Origin of the sequence: Mesorhizobium sp. BR1-1-13 (assembly GCF_020165515.1) — a bacterium.
Lineage (GTDB): Bacteria > Pseudomonadota > Alphaproteobacteria > Rhizobiales > Rhizobiaceae > Mesorhizobium.
In genome coordinates this window covers 20,722-37,936 of the sequence record NZ_JAIUIH010000013.1, presented here as the reverse complement: position 1 = coordinate 37,936, position 17,215 = coordinate 20,722, and the positions used below count along the sequence as shown (strand labels likewise).

The window sequence follows — 17,215 nt, the reverse complement described above, 5'->3', positions numbered from 1 at the left end:
CGACGAATTCAGGGAATTGGCGCAGAAGGAGCTGTGAGCAGGAACGGCTGCGCACGCCTACGGGCTTCAGAGCCGCGCCGTGCCGAAAACCCGATCCCAGAATATCGACGTCACGCCGAAATTGACGTTTTCGTCGACATGATGATGCAGCGCGTGGCGGCGCTTGAGCGTGTAGAGATAGCTCGGATGGGTGGGATGCCAGTGATGGATCATGTGGTGGATGCTGATGTACCAGAGGTAGCCCAGCATCAGCCCGCAACTCGCCGCGCTGGCGACCGCGAAATCCGAGATCATCCATAGGGGCAAGAACGCGACAAGCGCATGCACGCCGAGGCTGAGCCAGGTCGGCGTGCCCACCGGACTGCGCTCCTCGACATGATGGCGGGCGTGCAGATCCCTGATCCAGGGAATGTGGTGAAGGACGAACCGGTGCATGACATATTCGATCAGCGTCCACAGGCACAGGCACGCCAGCGCTGTCGCCAGCCAGCCTGGCGCGCTCTCTTCGCCGGCCTCGATAAGCCCGGCCACCGCCAGCACGGCGATCGCCAGCGGGTAAACAACGAAGTCGCTGTAGTATCCAATGAGACCTAGTTCCATCGGAGCAAGCCTTCAACGCCGAAGCGATAGATTGCCGAACGCGCGGGCGGGGAGCAACGCGGATGCGCCTGACATAGCGTCGCAATCACCTCGCGCAAGGTCGGCGGCAACGATTTGGAAGCAGTCAGCCGGCTGTTGCCCCTCGAAACCAGCCTCGCAACGAGCTGAAAAAGGGCGGAACGCAGCGCAGTCTCTCGATCGCCGTCAACAGCGCGGCACCGTCGGCGTGGCCGCGACGGCGTGCTTCACATTCGATGGTGCAGGAAATGCGGAGCACGCCCTCACGCGAACCGCGCCGCTGTCCACGCCCCGCCCGCCGCGTTGGACTCCACCGCCGCAGCCACGAACTTCACGCCGCGCGCGCCGTCGACCACATCGGGCACCTGCGCCGCCCGAGCCGCATCGACGGCAGCGCCCGAACGATGCGCGCGGATGATGTCGGCGGCGTCGCGGTAGAAATTGGCGAAGGCCTCGATATAGCCTTCGGGATGGGCGGCCGGCATGCGTGACACGCGCCGGCTTTCCTCGGTCGAGCCATGGCCGCCGCGCATCAGTGTGCGGGTTTCCTCGCCATATCTGGAGAAGCGCAGTTCTTCCGGCCGCGTGCCCGACCATTCGAGTCCCGCCTTGTCGCCATAGATCCGCACGGAGAGATCATTATAGTGGCCGGGCGACGTCTGGCTGGCCAGGATCGTCCCGCGTGCCCCGCCCGCCCAGCGCACCAGCACATGCGCGTTGTCGTCGAGCCGGCGTCCCGGCACGGCGGTGAACAGGTCGGCCGACACGGTCTCGGCCTCGCGGCCGCTGATGAAACTCGCCAGGTTGAACGCATGCACGCCGATATCGGCCAGCACGGCCGATTGTCCGGCGCGCGCCGGGTCGGTGCGCCATTCCGCCTGCTTCTGGCCGTCGGCGTCGATCGGCCTGGTCAGCCAGTCCTGGATATAGGCGCCGTGCACGGAGACGATGCGGCCGAGCTCGCCCGCCGCGACCATCTCGCGCGCCTGGCGCACCATGGCGTAGCCGGTGTTGTTGAGGGTGACGACGAAGCGGCGATTTTTCTCCCGCGCCAGCGCCACCAGGGCTTGCGCCTCGCCCAGCGTCGTCGACAGCGGCTTGTCGCAGATCACATCAATGCCGGCTTCGAGAAAGGCTGTCGCGACCGGCGCGTGCAGGTGGTTGGGCGTGACGATGACGACCGCCTCGATGCCGTCCGGGCGCGCCGCCTCCGCCTTTGCCATGGCGCGGTAATCGGCATAGCTGCGCTCCGGCGCGATGCCGATCTCGGCGGCCGAGGCGGCGGCGTTCTCCGGATTGGACGACAGCGCCCCGGCCACCAGCGCGATCTGGTCGTCGAGCCGCATGGCCAGCCGGTGCACCGCGCCGATGAAAGCGCCCTGCCCGCCCCCTACCATGCCGACCCGCAAACGCCTGCCCGCCGATCCATCCGATGTTGCGTAGACCATGTTTTCTCCTCCTGGCGGATCACTTGTCGCGTCGTCATCCTATGGCGAAGCAAGGAGCGAAGCGACGCGGCGAAGACCATAGGATCCATTCCGTGATCTCAAAGCGCTGCCACGGTACAGAATTTTGCTCCGCTGCATCCCTTCGATGGATGTCGCGGCATGGATCCCAGGGTCTCCGCGACGCCGCTGCGCGGCTGCTTCGCCCTGGGATGACGAAGTGGCGGAGGCTCCGGCCAATCGTCTACCGTCGCAGCGAACAATCCATAGCGCCAGCCGCAGCTCTCCAACCGTTATCACTCCACCGGCCCCTTCAATCGAACACGATTTCCAATTTCCATATTGTAAAACGATCGTATCGCGCTAGCCTGAAATCATGAGCGGGGCGCGCAAATCATCCGGACCGCCGGTTGCCGACGAAGCGGCGACCCGCAAGCGCGGGCGCTCGCTGGCGACGCTCGGCTACATCCAGCCGCGGACCTATGAGGAATTGCGCGCGGTGCTGTCCTCCGGCACGGTGCATTTCCCCAAGCGGCTGCGCCAGGTCGCCATCTTCCTCTGGCAGCATCCGAGCGACGTCGCGCTCGGCACCATCGCGCAGGTGGCCGCGCAAGCGGGCGTGCAGCCTTCGACGCTGGTGCGCTTCGCCCAGATCTTCGGCTATGCCGGCTTTTCCGATTTCCAGGGCTTGTTCAAGGACCATGTCAAGGCGTCGTGGCCGGAAGGGCGCGGCCAGGAACGCACGGCGCCCGAAGCCAATGCCGATCTGCATTTCCTGCGCGGCCTGGTCGGCGCCTCGCAGGCCTCGCTCGGCCGCATCGAAGCCGGCTTCGATATCGAGAGCTTCGAGAAAATGGTGGCGCTGCTTTCGGCCGCCGAGCTGATCTACGTCATCGGCTCCAAGCGCGCCTTTCCCGTCACCAGCTATCTCTCGCTGACGTTGTCGCAGCAAGGCGTGCGCAATGTGCTGGTCGACAATGTCGGCTCCACCGCGCTCGACCAGGTCGGCTGCATCGACAGACGCGATGTGGTGTTAGCGGTCTCCTTCAGCCCCTACAATTCGATCACGCCCGACCTCGTCGCGGTCGCCCATGAGCGGCGCGCGCGGATCGTCACCATCACCGACAGCACTTTTTCTCCGCTGGTCAAGTTCTCGGACACCTGGCTGGAAGTGGTGGAACAGGACTTCGCAGGCTTCCGCTCGCTGGCGGCGTCGCTCGCCGTCGGCATGGCTTTGGTCCATGGCGTCGTGGCCCAACGGGCAGAATGATTGCGCGATTGACTAACGGGAACTGACATTCCATATTTCCAGAAATAGAAACTTTGTTCCGGGAGGAGGAATGGAGCTTCAGCTCGACGGCAAGATGGTGCTGGTCACCGGCGCGACGCAAGGCATCGGCCGGGCGGTCGCCGAAACGCTGGCGCGTGCCGGCGCCGGCGGCCTGCTGATCACCGGCCGCGATGCGAAGCGCGGCGATGCGGTGGCGGCGGACTTGTCGGCCATGGGCACGCCCACCGCCTTCGTTGCCGCCGATCTCGCCGATCCGCAAGCCCCTGCCCTTGTGGCGCAGGCCTGCATCGACCACTTCGGTGGCATCGACGGCCTGGTCAACGCTGCCGGCCTGACCGACCGGGCCTCCTTCCTCGATGCGACCCCCGACGACTGGGCCTCGCTGTTTGCCGTCAATGCCCGCGCCCCTTTCTTCCTCATGCAGGCGGCGATTGCCGACATGCGGAAGCGGGGCCAGGGCGGCGCGATCGTCAACATCCTGTCGATCAATGCCCATTGCGGCTCGCCCGAGCTCGCCGTCTATTCCGCCACCAAGGGCGCGCTGGCGACACTGACCAGGAACGCTGCCAACGCCCACCGCTTCGACCGCATCCGCGTCAACGGCATCAATGTCGGCTGGACCGATACGCCCGCCGAGCGCGTCATGCAGGCCGAGACGCTCGGCCACGGCGCCGGCTGGCTCGATGCCGCCAACGCCGCGCAGCCCTTCGGCCGGCTGTTCTCGGCGGAGGATGTGGCCAGGCTCGCCGTCTTCCTTCTCTCCGACGCTGCGGGACCGATGACCGGCGCGCTGATCGACCAGGAACAGTGGGTGATTGGAGCCAACCGGTGAGCACAGCCGCGCCCGAGACGCTCGGTCCGGCCTTGCTCGGCCGCCTGCCGGCGACGGTGCAAAAGCCCGACTACGACCGTGCCTTGCTCCAGGCAGGCATGGCGCACCTCGGCGTCGGTGCCTTCCACCGCTGCCACCAGGCCGAATACACCGACGACCTCCTGGCGCGGAGCTTCGGCCGCTGGGGCGTGGTCGGCATCAACATCCGTCCGCCGGCGCTCGCCGATACGCTCGGCCGTCAGGACGGGCTCTACACCAGGCTCATCCGCCAGGATTCCCGTGTCGAGGCCCGCGTCATCGGCAGCATCGTGCGCGTTGTCGACAGCCAGGCGAGCGCCATGCCCGCGCTCGAAGTGCTCTCCTCCCCGGACATCGAATTCGTGACGCTGACCGTGACCGAAAAGGGCTACTGCCATATACCGGCCAGCGGCGCGCTCGACCTCGACCATCCCGACATCGTCCACGATCTCGCAAACCCGCTGACGCCGCGCAGCGTGCCCGGCATTCTGGCGCGGGCGCTGGAGCAACGCATGGCCGCGCACGGCCGGCCGCTGACGCTGCTCTCCTGCGACAACATCCCGGCGAACGGCACCATCCTGGAAAATGTCGTGCGGACTTTTGCCGAACGGCGCGGCAACGGCCTTGCCGGCTGGATCGCGGCCAATGCCGCCTTCCCCTGCGCCATGGTCGACCGCATCGTGCCCGCGAGCACGCAGGCCGATCTCGACGGTGTCGAGCAGCTTTTCGGCTACCGCGATGGAGCCGTCGTCGCCGGTGAGCCGTTCCGGCAATGGGTGATCGAACAGAAATTCGCAGGGTGCGCGCCGCACTGGGACCTGGTGGGGGCAACCTTCGTCGACGACGTCACGCCATTCGAGCATCTCAAGATGCGTGTGCTGAACGGCGCTCAGACGACGCTCAGCTATCTCGGCGTGCTGGCCGGCCTCGAACACACTTTCGACGCGATTGCGGACCCGCTGCTGTCAGCCTTCGTGCGCCGCATGCTCGTCGAGGAGACGCTGCCAACGTTGAAGCCGGTGCCGGGCATGGACCCGTCAGCCTATGTCGAGCAGAGCCTTGGCCGTCTGCAGAATACCGCGATCCGCCACCGCAATCACCAGATCGCCACCGACGGCTCGCAAAAGATCGTGCAGCGCCTGCTCAACCCGATCCGTGATCGGCTGCGCGAGGAAAAAAGCATTGCGCTGCTGTCGGTGTCCGTCGCCGGCTGGATGGCCTATCTGATCCAGGCTTCATCCCGGTTCGGCCGGCGCTGGCCGGTGTCGGACCCCTATGCCGGCAAGATTGCTGGCATAGCGGAGGCAAGCGGACGTGACGTCCCGGCGCTGGCCGCGGGCATCCTGGCGATCGACGCCATCTTCGATCCCGCCCTCGCGGCCAACGACATGTTTCGCAAGGCCGTCACATCGGCGCTCGACGGGCTGTTGTCGGACGATCCGATGGCAACCGTCAGGCATGCATGCGCGCAACCGGCAGATGAGCGGTTGAAGCAGCCGGCACGATCTGCATAGTAGGAATCGGTCGTGAATTCACGACCAGGGGAGGCACTATGAGGCTTGGACTGCTCACCGCACCGTTCGCGGAGACGCCGCTCGACGCGGTCGCCGACTGGGCAAGCTCGGCCGGCTTCGAGGCGCTGGAAATCGCCTGCTGGCCGAAAGCCTCGGGCGCCACCCGCCGCTATGCCGGTACAAGCCATATCGACGCCGCCGCGACCTCGCCGGCGCAAGCCAGGGACATCGCGGCAAACCTTGCCGGCAAGGGGCTGACCATTTCCGGTCTCGGCTACTATCCCAACCCGCTGCATCCCGATGCCGCCCACCGCAAGACGGTGATCGACCACCTGAAGCAGGTGATCGTGCTGGCCGCGAATATGGGCGTGCCCTTGGTCAACACCTTCTGCGGCGGTGATGCCTCGAAGACCGTCGACGTCAACTGGCAGCACGCGCTCGAGGTCTGGCCCGACATCGTCGCCCATGCGCGCGACCACGGCGTCAAGCTCGCTTTCGAGAACTGCCCGATGATCTTCAGCTATGACGAATGGCCGGGCGGCCACAACATCGCCTATTCGCCGCTGGTTTGGCGCCGCATTCTCGAAACCTGGGGCGGCGATGTCGGCATGAATTTCGATCCTTCGCACCTTGTCTGGCAGATGATCGACCAGGCCCGCTTCATCAGGGAATTCGGCCCCTACATGCTGCATGTCCACGCCAAGGACCTGATGATCGATCATGATGGTTTGTACGAGCGCGGAATCCTTTCGTCTGGCATAGGCTGGCAGGTGCCGCGCATGCCGGGGCTGGGCGATGTCGGCTGGAACGGCTTCTTCTCCGGCCTTTACCGTGCCGGCTATGACGGCCCGATCATCATCGAGCACGAGGACCGGTGGTTCGAGGGCAGCGACGATAAGGTCAAGCGCGGTTTCCTGCTCGCGCGGGACGTGTTGCGACCTTTCGTGAAATGACGGCGGAAAACTGAAACGGAAACTTGAATTACGCCACCTGAATCTCTTTCTGCGCGGCGCGGTGTAACGACTTGGAATTGAAATGAAAATCAAAGTGGAGGAAATCTGAAATGAAGAAATACCTGACCATGGCGCCGCTGCCCATTGTTCCACTCCTTGCCGGCGCTGCCTTGCTGGCCTCGATGGGCGCCTCGTCCGCCGAGGGCAAATACACGATCGGCATCTCCAACACCGTGCAGGGCAATGGCTGGCGCGAGGAGATGGTCTGCGCCATGAAGGCGCAGGCGCTGGCCTCCGGCGAAGTGACCAAGCTCAACATCGCCCACCGCAACACCGACGCCGCCGGGCAGCTCGAGGACATCCGCAACCTTATCAGCGCCAAGGTCGACGCCATCGTCGTCAATCCGGCTGATCCCGCCGGCATCAAGGCGGGGCTGGAGGAAGCCACCAAGGCCGGCATCGTTGTCGTCGCCGTCGACCAGGCGGTCACCGAACCCTCGGCCTACATCATCTCCAACAACCAGGAACAATATGCCTATCTCGGCGCCAAATGGCTGTTCCAGCAGATGGGCGGCAAGGGTGAGGTGTTTTACATGCGCGGCGCCGCCGGCGCCTCGGCCGACAGCGACCGCGACAAGGGCTTCAAGAAGGCGCTGGCCGAATTCCCCGACGTGAAGGTCGCACAGGAAGTGTTCACCGGCTGGCAGCAGGACCAGGCCAAGCAGCAGATGCTGTCCTTCCTCGCCACCGGCACGCCCTTCAACGGCGTGTGGACCTCGGGCATCGACAACGTCATCGTCGACGCGCTGGTGGAATCGCAGGCGCCGATGGTGCCGGTCGTCGGCGCCGACAATGCCGGTTTCGTCGGCCAGCTGAATTCGGTCAAGGACCTCGTCGGGGCAGCCGTGACCAATCCCGGCTCGATCGGCGGCGCCGGCGTGACGCTCGCGCTCCAGATCCTCGACGGCAAGAAGCCGGCGCAGCAGACCGTTCTGGTCGAGCCGCAGCTCTGGGAAAACGCCACCGAGGAAGGCAAGGCCAAGCTGAAAGCCGCCGCCGATCCGTCGCTCAGCCCGGAATGGCCGGTCTCGATCTCGATCCCGGACTGGACGACGTACACCAAGGAGCAGATCGTGGCCTGTAAGGGCCCGGGCGAGTAAGCTGGACGAGACGCCCTTCTTCCTTCTCCCTTGTGGGAGAAGGTGGATCGGCGCGCAGCGCCGAGACGGATGAGGGGTGTTCCAGCGCAGTGAGACGTTAGCGTTCCCTGGAGCACCCCTCATCCGACCTCGCTTCGCCAGGCCACCTTCTCCCACAAGAGAAGGGAAGGCCGCCGCCGGAACTGCCAATCTCTCCCCTTGAGGGGAGATGTCCGGCAGGACAGAGGGGGGCGCCGTAGAGCGCCAACTCACCCGAATTATCGGCTCTATAAAATTCTTGAACAGATTCACCCGAGAACAACACGTTTTGACATCAAACCCGTTGCCGAAAAGCCCCCTCCTCGACGCCTCCGGCGTCGCCAAGAATTACGGCGCGGTTGCCGCGCTGCGCGACGCGTCGCTGTCCGTGCTGCCGGGTGAGGTGCATGCCCTGATGGGCGCCAATGGCGCCGGCAAGTCAACGCTGGTGAAGATCCTGACCGGCGCGGTTCCTGCCTCGGCCGGGCGCGTCCTGATCCGTGGCGAGGCGCGCGACATTCGCTCGCCCGCCGCCGCGCGCCGCGCTGGCCTTTTGCCGGTCTACCAGGAACCGTCGCTGATCCCCGATCTAGACATACTGTCCAATCTGCGGCTGACCGGTACGCCCGTCGAGCCGTTCCGTGCCTGGGTGCGCGAACTCGGCATATCAGACCTCGACCTGCGCGACACCGCGCGCGACATTCCGCTGGCGGTGCTGCGCGTGCTCGACCTGGCGCGGGCGCTCGCCGTCGAGCCCGACGTGCTGCTGCTCGACGAGATGACCGCGGCGCTCCCCGCCAATCTTGCCGAAAAGGTGCTGGAAGTCGTGCGTCGCCAGGGCGACAGCGGCCGCGCCGTGATCTTCATCTCGCACCGTTTCGTCGAGATCTCGGCGCTCTGCGACCGCGCCACCGTGCTGCGCGACGGCGCGACCGTCGGCGTTCTCGACATCGAGCCCGGCGTGGAGGAAAAGATCGTCGAGCTGATGCTCGGCGCCCGCATCGAGAAGACCAAGATGGCCGCACGCGCCGCCGGCCAGGCCGCCACGTCGGCCCCTGCCCGCCCGCGTCTCGCCGTGCGCAATCTGCGCGTCGGCACCAAGCTCAACGACGTCTCCTTCGATCTCGCCGATGGCGAGGTCGCCGGCGTCGTCGCGCTCGAAGGCCAGGGCCAAGATGAATTGTTCGCCGCCCTTGCCGGCTCGATCAAACCGTCCGGCGGCACCATCGAGGTCGACGCCCAGCCGGCGAAATTCACCCATCCGATCGACGCCATCCGCGCCGGCATCGCCTATGTGCCGGGCGACCGCTCCGAAGCCCTCGCCATGCAGCGCTCGGTGCGCGAGAACATCGCGCTGCCCTTCAGCGCCGCCTTGCGCAACTGGGGGCCGATCGCCATGCGCAAGGAGCGCGCCACGGTGGCGAGCGCCATCGCGCGCCTCCAGATCGACACCCGAGCACAAGGCGAGGTGCAGCGCCTGTCCGGCGGCAACCAGCAGAAAGTGACCATCGCCCGCTGGATCGCGGCGGATGCCCGCACCATCCTGTGCTTCGACCCGACGCGCGGCATCGATGTCGGCACCAAGCAGGAAATCTATAAATTGCTGCGTGAGCTCGCCGGCCACGGCAAGTCGGTGCTGTTCTACACCTCGGAACTCGAAGAGGTGCAGCGCGTCTGCGATCGCGTCATCGTCATCTTCGGCGGCCGCGTCGTCGATATCTTCCCGGTCGAGGAGGCGGACGAGCCGGCACTGATGCGCGCCGCCTACGGCCTGCGGCGCGGCGCCAAGGCCGATGTCGGCATCTTGGCGGACCCCACAGCAAATGCCCCCGATGCACCGGAGGCGACGCCATGAGCCATCTCCTGCGCCGCCAGGGCTGGGTCGCCGGCCTGTTCGGCCTCCTCATCGTGCTGTTCGTCGTCACCAAGCTGATCCAGCCTGGCTATGGCAGCGGCGATTTCGGCTCGCTGGCGCGGGCCGTCTTGCCCTACGCCTTTGCCGTGGCCGCGCAGACCGTCGTCGTCATCGCCGGCGGCATCGATCTGTCGGTCGCCGCCATGATGGCGCTGACCAGCGTCACTGCCGCCTCGATGATGGCCGGCGCCTCGGAAGAATACGCGCTGTTCGTGGTGCCTTTCGTGCTGGCCATGGGTTTTGTGCTTGGCGCACTCAACGGCCTGCTCATTGTCGTCACCCGCGTCCCCGACATCGTGGTGACGCTCGCCATGCTGTTCGTGCTGCAAGGGGCGGCCCTTCTGGTGCTTGGCGCGCCGGGCGGCGCCGCCGCCGAATGGCTGAAGGCGATGATTTCAGGCACCGTGCCGATACCGGGCCTGCCGCAGAGCATCGACGCCTGGCTGCCGAAGGCGCTGCTGGTGCTGATCATCTGTCTCTGTATCGTCTGGATACCGCTGAGGCGCTCGCGCCTCGGCCTGTCTATCTACGCCATCGGCTCGAGTGAGCTGGCAGCGTTCCGCAGCGGCGTGCCGGTCAAGCGCACCCGCATCATCGCCTATGCGCTGTCGGGCCTGTTCGCGGCCATGGGCGGCCTGGCGCTGACCATGAGCACCGGCATCGGCGCGCCCATTCCCGGCCCCTATCTGCTCGCCAGCGTCGCGGCCGTGGTGCTGGGCGGCGTGGCGCTGGGCGGTGGCAAGGGCGGCCTGCTCGGCCCCATCGTCGCCGTCTTCGTGCTGCGCCTGGTGCGCACCGACCTCACCCTGCTTGCCATCGACCCCAACGTCACCGCCATCATCGAGGGTTTGATCATGGTCGCCGTGGTGATGTTCGGCGCGTTTATTACGATGCGGGGGCGGCAGTCGTGAGTGGTGCCGTGAGGCTGACGGAGCTGGATGTTAGCGTTCCTTCGCGCCCCCCTCTGTCCTGCCGGACATCTCCCCCACAAGGGGGGAGATTGGCAGTTTCGGCGCCCCTCTCATTTCTGCAACGTCGGAGATTGGCGAAAGCCGCGATGACAGCCAATCTCCCCCCTCGTGGGGGAGATGTCCGGCAGGCCAGAGGGGCGCGCCGTAGAGCGCCATTCCTCCCCAGCCTCGGCACCGGCCCAACCCAAGCACGAGCCACCTCATGAGCACCACCGCGATCACCCCTGTCCCCCTCGGCCGCCGCGTCAAACGCTTCATGGCCGACCGGCCGCTGATCCCGCTGATCATCCTGCTGGTCATCCTGGTTGTGATCTTGCAGATCCTGCGCCCCGGCATCGTCAACGAGCGCTGGATCGCCAACACCGTCAAATTCGCCATCCCCTTGGCGATCCTTGCCGGCTGCCAGACCATGACGATGCTGACCGGCGGCATAGACCTTTCGGTCGGCACGGTGGCGACGATGAGCGCCTTCATCATGGCTACGCAAGCCGTCAACCAGGACCCGGCCGTGGCCTTCCTCCTGGCGATGATGCCGGCGGTGCTGATCGGCCTGGTCAACGGCATCGGCGTCGGCGTCTTCCGCGTCCACCCGCTGATCATGACGCTGGGCACCAGCCTGATCGGCACCGGCTTCCTGCAGGTCTATCAACGCACGGTGATCGCCTCGGGCGCCAAGATCCCCGATTTCCTCGCCTGGCTCGGCACCGGCGTGACCGCAGGGTTTCCCAACGCGCTGCTTCTGTTCGTCCCCGTCGCGGTGCTGATCGTCTTCGGCCTCAACCGCACCGGCTTCGGCCGCCTGCTCTATGCCGTCGGCGACAATGAGCGCGCGACCCGCCTTTCCGGCGTGCGCTACTGGCAGGTCATCACCGCGCTCTACGTTCTCTCCAGCCTGCTCGCCGGCATCACCGGCCTGCTCTATATCGGCTTGATCAAGGCACCTTCCCTGTCCCTTGCCGAACCGCTCGTGCTGCCCTCCGTGGCCGCCGCCGTCATCGGCGGCACCTCCATCTTCGGCGGCCGCGGCGGCTATGCCGGCACCATCATCGGTGCGCTGATCCTGACCGTGCTGACGACGCTGCTGACGATTTTACAGATGCCGGAGGGGGCAAGAAGGATCCTGTTCGGCCTGATCGTGCTGTTCGTGACCGCGGCCTATCTGAGGATCGTGGAGGAGCGGTAGGGAGGGGCCGCCGGCCCATCCCTCGAAAAGGCTAACGCAGTGACGGGGCTCACTTCACCGTGATGCTCATGCCGCTGAGATCGGCGTTGACTTGCAGCCCTACCTGCCTGCCCGTGAGCTCGAGCTGGGCGCCCTTGTCGTTGGTCATGACGATCACCTGGGCGCCCTTGCCGAGCGCGCCGCCGCCGCCGGCCGCGCCATAGACCCCCGTCACGTCCCGGGCGCGCTTGATATGACGCACAGTGCCCCGGAAATAGGTCTTGGAGGCACCGAAGGCGAGGCCGCCCGAGATGCCGCCGACCGAGATCGGATATCGGCGGCCGTGGAAGGTCAGCGTGCCCTCGCCTCCGGAGCCACCGACGAAGAAAGCCGCCTTGTAGATGGAGAAGCGGATCGTTCCGGTGTCGGCCTGCGCGGCACTGGCAAAGCCAACGCCCGCGGCGGTGATGACGGCAATCGCGACTGAACGAAATCTGGACGAAATATTCATGACGAAGCGCTCCTCAAGATTGCCGCCTACCGGCCGGGCCGGGACGTCGGCGTCGCATCGAAGTTCATGGCTAAACAGTCTCGCCCATCATTGGTTCCAAGTACACCGTCTCGCTCCGGCTGCGAGGAGACCGTCGCGAAACGGGCCCGGCGGCTGGCGAATTGTCCAGCGGCTGCTGGCGGCATCGCGGATTGAGCATGGGAGCACGGGAAGAGCCATGGCGCCGTCTGAAGCGGGCCTGGTGAAACCTTTTGATTTTTAGGCCGTTGTCGCCGTTACATCCGAGGCTAAACTCATGGCGAAATCGATCGACGGCGCCAAACGGCGCAAGGCAGAGAAGTCGCGCCGCCAGGAGAAGGCCTCGACTGTCGAAGCTGCGTCCGAGGTCGTCGGCGAGGCCGCGCCGCCGCCCGGCGCCATCGAACCCGGTCCGGAACTGACGCCGGAGGCGGCCGAGCAGGCGCGCAAGCGCTACCTGCTGAGGCGCTTCTGGATCAGCGCGCGCGGCTACTGGAGCCGGCGCGGCGACAAGTTGGCCTGGCCGTTCACGATCGGGCTCTTGATGCTGATATGCATCAATGTCGGCTTCCAGTATGGGATCAACATCTGGAACCGCTCTATCTTCGACGCCATCGAGAAACGCGACGCCCACACCGTCTATGTGCTCAGCGCCGTATTCCCGCCGCTCGTGGTCGGAAGCGCAAGCCTTGTCGTTACACAGGTCTATCTCCGCATGACGATCCAGCGCCGCTGGCGTTCCTGGCTCACCACGGCGACCATCGCGCGCTGGCTCGCAGGCGGCCGCTACTATCAACTGAACCTCGTGGGCGGCGACCACACGAACCCCGAGGCCCGAATCGCGGAGGATTTGCGGATTGCCACGGAATCGCCCGTCGATTTCATTTCCGGTGTGATCAACGCGTTTCTGTCGGCCTCGACCTTCATCCTGGTGCTGTGGACGATCGGCGGGGCGCTGACTTTGCCTATCGGAAGTGCGAGCGTCACCATTCCCGGCTTCCTCGTTGTCACCGCGGTGATCTATGCCGCCATCACCTCCACCTCGATGGTGGTCATTGGCCGCCATTTCGTGCGGCTCTCCGAGCAGAAGAACCAGGCGGAAGCCGATTTCCGCTACACGCTGACGCGCGTGCGCGAAAACGGCGAGAGCATCGCTTTGCTCGGCGGCGAGGAGGAGGAGCGCAGCGGCATCGACAAGACGTTCGGCACGGTGCTCCGGCAATGGGCGCTGCTGACAGGCCAGCACATGCGCACCGCGCTGGTGTCGCAGGGGTCGAGCCTGTTTGCGCCGGTCGTGCCGATCCTGCTTTGCGCTCCAAAATTTCTCGAAGGCAGCATGACCCTTGGACAGGTCATGCAGGCTGCCTCCGCCTTTGCCATCGTGCAGGGCGCGTTCGGGTGGCTGGTCGACAACTACCCGCGTCTCGCCGATTGGAACGCCTCGGCACGGCGTATCGCCTCGCTGATGATGTCGCTCGACGGGCTGGAGCGCGCCGAGCAGAGCGATGCGCTGGGACGCATCAAGCACGGCGAAACCGAAGACGGTGCGATGCTCAGCCTGGACAATCTCTCGGTGTCGCTGGACGACGGCACCGGCGTGGTCAAGGAAACCGAGGTCGTGGTCGAGCCCGGCGAGCGGGTGCTGGTATCAGGCGAATCCGGTTCCGGCAAGAGCACGCTGGTGCGAGCCGTCGCGGGTCTGTGGCCGTGGGGTGGCGGCAGCGTCGATTTCCACCCCGGCAGGCGGCTGTTCATGTTGCCGCAACGTCCCTACATCCCTTCCGGGACGCTGCGGCGCGCAGTCGCCTATCCGGCCGCCGCCGACAACTGGACGCTGAAGAAGATCAACGCCGCCCTCGACAAGGTGGGGCTCGACTACCTGACCGGCAGGATCGAGGAAGACGCGCCTTGGGACCAGACCTTGTCGGGTGGCGAAAAGCAGCGCCTCGCATTCGCGCGCCTCCTGCTGCACCATCCCGACATCATCGTGCTGGATGAAGCGACGTCGGCCCTCGACGAGAAGAGCCAGGACAAGATGATGGAGACCGTCATCCATGAACTGCCGAAGGTGACGATCATAAGCGTCGCGCATCGCGCCGAGTTGGAGGCCTTCCACAGCCGCAAGATCACGCTGGAGCGGCGCGAGGGCGGCGCGAAGCTTGTCAGCGATATCGATCTTGGCCCGCGCAAGGGCAGACGGAACTTGCTCGGGCGCGCCCTGTGGGGCTCCGGCACTCCGGTCCAGAGGCCGCGTGATCTGGACTAAACCGACTTCGTCCCTCCTCAGCGCCCGCTCAGCCCCGCGACGCGATCGAGGGCGGCGCCGAGGCCTTTCAGAGAGACGGGGAAGCTGAGCTTGGTCTCGGCGTCGGTGATGACGTTGAGCGTCAAGACCCCGCCCGCCTTCAGCTTCTGCGCCAGCGCCCGGTCGATCGGAAACTGCGCCACGCATCCGTTCGGCAGGCAGGTACGGAACCGCAACTGGCCGAGGGGCGGCTGGTCGTCGATCTGGATCGTCACGCCTGGGTCGAACAGGATGCCGAACGGCAGAAGCAGGGTTCCGGTCAATCCAGCCTTCGGCCCCGTGCGCAGCTCCACCGCCAGCAGCCTCTGGCCGTTCTTCTGCGTCTGGTCCTGCGAAACCGAGCAGGCGCGTGCATTGTCCTGGATGGTGCAGGCCAGGCTCCAGTCCTGATAGGTCTCCTGGAGCGACGACGCGCCGTTTGGAAGCGTGGCCGCCTGCTGCTGTTGCGCACCCGCACTCGATGCGGCCAGGGCCGCCGCGCAGAGTGCGGCCGCCTTCAGAAGAACAAATCTGTCAAACAACGATTGCGACTTTCTCTTTCGGGTTTTTACGCGCATGGCCCCCGAAAACCGGTGCGATCTTCGGGACCCGCGGGCCACCGTCATCTGCCTCACGCAGGGTGCAAAAGCAATTCCAAAGCGCCTCGCCCGAATCCGTTTCGGCCGACGCGCTTCAGGTACAGACCCACTCGCGGATCTTGCATTCGGTTCCCGCCGCCTCGCAGGCATGCAGAGCGAGGTCTTCCGCGTCCTTGCGGGTCTCGGCGGAGTTCGCGCCCCACGGCGTCAGCCGGTCGGTCTGCTTCTTCTCGGCCACAGCCAGGGCGCCGCAGTGCTTGTAGGGAAAGCCCGTCTCGTCGTCGTCTGTCCAATGGCGGTGATTGCGGAATACCGTGACAACAGTGCAGCCCTTGCCGCCGGCGTTCTCGCAATATTTCATCGCGGCGTCCTTCGCCTCCTGGCGCTTGTCGGCGCCCCAGAAGAAGCCGTGCTTGGTATCGACGCTGGAATAGGCGATCGCCCCCCAGATGCCCTTTTCCTCCTTCGGCTCCGGCTCCGGCGGCGCCACAAGGTCGGCCGAGACAACCTGCCCGCTCCACAGCAGGGCCATGCACAAAACTGCCAGACGTCGCGATTTCATGGTCTGCAATCCTTTCCAGGAGCCCTCGCCCATTCGCCTATCCCGTGTCTCACTTCGACGCCGACGCGATGGAGATCACGACGCAGCTATTACCGGTCGGCAGCAGAAGCGCTTCACCCGAATTGCCGCCGAGCTCGTACACTTCGACCTGGCCGAGATGGTCGGTGATCTTGCTGCCTTGCGGAAGAACGGACGGGATCTCCGAACACGGGCTGGCGAACGGTGCCACCCGCACCATCGCGCCTTCGCAGCCGGAAGCGGTGGGCGATGCGAAAACCATGCCGGCGGCCGGTCCGCTGTATTTTTCCGTCGCATAATCCATGCCGACGAGGGCCTGCACGGCGTGCTTGTCGGCGGCCTGATCGTTCCACAAGGATTTGACGCTGTATTTCGAACCAGTCGTCAGGACCTGTCCGAGCACGGGGAAGATTGTCGAGCAGGCCTGAACGCCGGCCTGTTTGACATGTTCGAGGAAAGGTGAGTCCGGCAATGCGGGCGGCGCCGTCCCGGCCTGCGCGGCCGTCGGGGTGCCGACGAGGCCGGCGATCGCGGCATAGTTCGCCGCAGCGAAGCCGATGCCGATCATGGCCAGCCCCAGCAGCGAGAAGCCCAGGACGCGCGGCCACCGCCGCTGCGGCTCGGCGACCCTCTTGCGATCGGGCTCGACGATCCTCTTGCGGTCCGGCTCCACGCTCGGGCCGCGCGCTGGGGAGATGAACGGGTCTTGGTGGCTCACGGTGCTGCCTCGGTTATTTGACTGGCGCAAGGGCCTCGGACAGCCCCTTGAGCGTTGCGGTCACTGTAATCGTCTGGCCGTCGACGGTCTTGTAGGAAATCGCCGGCGTCGCTTTCTGCACTATCTCCTGGCGCATGATAGGCCCCACCGGCAGCATGCCGACGCAGACCATTTCGTTGCAGCCATTCAAGCGAACGCCGATCGGGTCGCGGCCGTCGAACTTCACCGATACCAGGCCGTCCCTCTTCGCGTTCGGCGCGGTGCGCAGGATCATGTAAGGCTTGCCGTCCTGCGTGGCGGCGAGCGACCAGCTGAAGGCCATCTTGCCGGCCCCGTCCTCGATCACCTGCGAGACGTTGCAGACCTTCTTGCGCGCCTTGAGGTTCTCGTCGCAGATCAGCGTCCAGTTCTCGAAGGGCCGGATGGTGCGCTGGTATTGGCCCATCTTCACCTCGGGCGGCACCACCACGTCGGACGGCTTGATCCTGTAGGGCGCGGTCGCTTGCGCGGCGGCCGGCCCGGCGGCCAGGGAAAGGCCGCCGGCAACCGCCAGGCAGGTCAGGAGGAAGAGCCGGGCATGATGGCTGGTTGCCCCGTTCATTCCCGCC

The 17,215-nt window shown here is 65.8% G+C and carries 16 protein-coding genes; 9 read left to right on the top strand and 7 right to left on the bottom strand.

Annotated elements, in window-relative coordinates; translation table 11 throughout:
• Window positions 1-66: 66 nt before the first annotated feature.
• Together LB533_RS24815 and LB533_RS24810 are read right to left on the bottom strand one after the other, a co-directional pair.
• On the bottom strand, window positions 67-600 hold the full coding sequence (locus tag LB533_RS24815) for a sterol desaturase family protein (protein ID WP_140642826.1): 534 nt from the start codon (window positions 598-600) through the stop codon (window positions 67-69).
• Between the two features lie 281 nt (window positions 601-881).
• Window positions 882-2,066 carry a Gfo/Idh/MocA family protein gene (locus LB533_RS24810; protein WP_224678378.1) on the bottom strand — a complete coding sequence of 395 codons (1,185 nt, stop codon included), beginning with the start codon at window positions 2,064-2,066 and terminating at the stop codon, window positions 882-884.
• A 373-nt stretch (window positions 2,067-2,439) separates the two neighbouring features.
• Here LB533_RS24810 and LB533_RS24805 point away from each other — a divergent pair, with 373 nt between their 5' ends.
• From LB533_RS24805 to LB533_RS24770, 8 genes are all read left to right on the top strand, one after another.
• On the top strand, window positions 2,440-3,333 hold the full coding sequence (locus LB533_RS24805; protein WP_140642822.1) for a MurR/RpiR family transcriptional regulator: 894 nt from the start codon (window positions 2,440-2,442) through the stop codon (window positions 3,331-3,333).
• A gap of 70 nt (window positions 3,334-3,403) precedes the next feature.
• Window positions 3,404-4,186 (top strand): SDR family oxidoreductase, encoded by a 783-nt coding sequence (locus tag LB533_RS24800; protein ID WP_140642820.1) that lies wholly within the window; start codon window positions 3,404-3,406, stop codon window positions 4,184-4,186.
• Window positions 4,183-5,718: a mannitol dehydrogenase family protein gene (locus tag LB533_RS24795; protein WP_140642819.1), complete on the top strand. Its 1,536-nt coding sequence runs from the start codon at window positions 4,183-4,185 to the stop codon at window positions 5,716-5,718. Before LB533_RS24800 ends, LB533_RS24795 begins: the two co-directional genes overlap by 4 nt.
• A gap of 38 nt (window positions 5,719-5,756) precedes the next feature.
• On the top strand, window positions 5,757-6,671 hold the full coding sequence (locus LB533_RS24790) for a sugar phosphate isomerase/epimerase family protein (RefSeq protein ID WP_140642817.1): 915 nt from the start codon (window positions 5,757-5,759) through the stop codon (window positions 6,669-6,671).
• 110 nt (window positions 6,672-6,781) lie between these two features.
• Window positions 6,782-7,831, top strand: a complete 1,050-nt coding sequence (locus LB533_RS24785; RefSeq protein WP_140642815.1) for an ABC transporter substrate-binding protein — start codon at window positions 6,782-6,784, stop codon at window positions 7,829-7,831.
• Window positions 7,832-8,153: 322 nt separating this feature from the next.
• Window positions 8,154-9,704 carry a sugar ABC transporter ATP-binding protein gene (locus LB533_RS24780; protein ID WP_140642814.1) on the top strand — a complete coding sequence of 517 codons (1,551 nt, stop codon included), beginning with the start codon at window positions 8,154-8,156 and terminating at the stop codon, window positions 9,702-9,704.
• On the top strand, window positions 9,701-10,675 hold the full coding sequence (locus LB533_RS24775; RefSeq protein ID WP_140642812.1) for an ABC transporter permease: 975 nt from the start codon (window positions 9,701-9,703) through the stop codon (window positions 10,673-10,675). Before LB533_RS24780 ends, LB533_RS24775 begins: the two co-directional genes overlap by 4 nt.
• A 262-nt stretch (window positions 10,676-10,937) precedes the next feature.
• Window positions 10,938-11,918, top strand: a complete 981-nt coding sequence (locus LB533_RS24770; protein ID WP_140642810.1) for an ABC transporter permease — start codon at window positions 10,938-10,940, stop codon at window positions 11,916-11,918.
• 49 nt (window positions 11,919-11,967) lie between these two features.
• Here LB533_RS24770 and LB533_RS24765 read toward each other — a convergent pair whose 3' ends face one another.
• Complete coding sequence (locus tag LB533_RS24765) at window positions 11,968-12,408, bottom strand: hypothetical protein (protein ID WP_140642809.1); 441 nt, start codon at window positions 12,406-12,408, stop codon at window positions 11,968-11,970.
• 295 nt (window positions 12,409-12,703) lie between these two features.
• Here LB533_RS24765 and LB533_RS24760 point away from each other — a divergent pair, with 295 nt between their 5' ends.
• Window positions 12,704-14,692, top strand: coding sequence for an ABC transporter ATP-binding protein/permease (locus tag LB533_RS24760; RefSeq protein ID WP_224678377.1), 1,989 nt, complete (start codon window positions 12,704-12,706; stop codon window positions 14,690-14,692).
• Window positions 14,693-14,709: 17 nt separating this feature from the next.
• Here the strand turns inward: LB533_RS24760 and LB533_RS24755 are convergent, their stop codons facing one another.
• The 4 genes from LB533_RS24755 to LB533_RS24740 form a co-directional block, all read right to left on the bottom strand.
• Complete coding sequence (locus LB533_RS24755) at window positions 14,710-15,252, bottom strand: invasion associated locus B family protein (RefSeq protein ID WP_411908872.1); 543 nt, start codon at window positions 15,250-15,252, stop codon at window positions 14,710-14,712.
• A gap of 151 nt (window positions 15,253-15,403) precedes the next feature.
• Window positions 15,404-15,871: a DUF4189 domain-containing protein gene (locus LB533_RS24750; protein ID WP_140642806.1), complete on the bottom strand. Its 468-nt coding sequence runs from the start codon at window positions 15,869-15,871 to the stop codon at window positions 15,404-15,406.
• Between the two features lie 49 nt (window positions 15,872-15,920).
• Entirely contained in the window at window positions 15,921-16,607 is a 687-nt protein-coding gene (locus LB533_RS24745; protein WP_140642805.1) for a hypothetical protein, read from the bottom strand.
• A gap of 13 nt (window positions 16,608-16,620) precedes the next feature.
• Entirely contained in the window at window positions 16,621-17,208 is a 588-nt protein-coding gene (locus LB533_RS24740) for an invasion associated locus B family protein (RefSeq protein ID WP_140642804.1), read from the bottom strand.
• Between the last annotated feature and the right edge of the window lie 7 nt (window positions 17,209-17,215).

What these genes read in the sequence shown, in the direction of transcription:
- LB533_RS24815 (WP_140642826.1), bottom strand. Translation starts at nt 600, where the DNA reads ATGGAACTAGGTCTCATTGGATACTACAGCGACTTCGTTGTTTACCCG.
- LB533_RS24810 (WP_224678378.1), bottom strand. Translation starts at nt 2,066, where the DNA reads ATGGTCTACGCAACATCGGATGGATCGGCGGGCAGGCGTTTGCGGGTC.
- LB533_RS24805 (WP_140642822.1), top strand. Translation starts at nt 2,440, where the DNA reads ATGAGCGGGGCGCGCAAATCATCCGGACCGCCGGTTGCCGACGAAGCG.
- LB533_RS24800 (WP_140642820.1), top strand. Translation starts at nt 3,404, where the DNA reads ATGGAGCTTCAGCTCGACGGCAAGATGGTGCTGGTCACCGGCGCGACG.
- LB533_RS24790 (WP_140642817.1), top strand. Translation starts at nt 5,757, where the DNA reads ATGAGGCTTGGACTGCTCACCGCACCGTTCGCGGAGACGCCGCTCGAC.
- LB533_RS24785 (WP_140642815.1), top strand. Translation starts at nt 6,782, where the DNA reads ATGAAGAAATACCTGACCATGGCGCCGCTGCCCATTGTTCCACTCCTT.
- LB533_RS24775 (WP_140642812.1), top strand. Translation starts at nt 9,701, where the DNA reads ATGAGCCATCTCCTGCGCCGCCAGGGCTGGGTCGCCGGCCTGTTCGGC.
- LB533_RS24770 (WP_140642810.1), top strand. Translation starts at nt 10,938, where the DNA reads ATGAGCACCACCGCGATCACCCCTGTCCCCCTCGGCCGCCGCGTCAAA.
- LB533_RS24765 (WP_140642809.1), bottom strand. Translation starts at nt 12,408, where the DNA reads ATGAATATTTCGTCCAGATTTCGTTCAGTCGCGATTGCCGTCATCACC.
- LB533_RS24760 (WP_224678377.1), top strand. Translation starts at nt 12,704, where the DNA reads ATGGCGAAATCGATCGACGGCGCCAAACGGCGCAAGGCAGAGAAGTCG.
- LB533_RS24750 (WP_140642806.1), bottom strand. Translation starts at nt 15,871, where the DNA reads ATGAAATCGCGACGTCTGGCAGTTTTGTGCATGGCCCTGCTGTGGAGC.
- LB533_RS24740 (WP_140642804.1), bottom strand. Translation starts at nt 17,208, where the DNA reads ATGAACGGGGCAACCAGCCATCATGCCCGGCTCTTCCTCCTGACCTGC.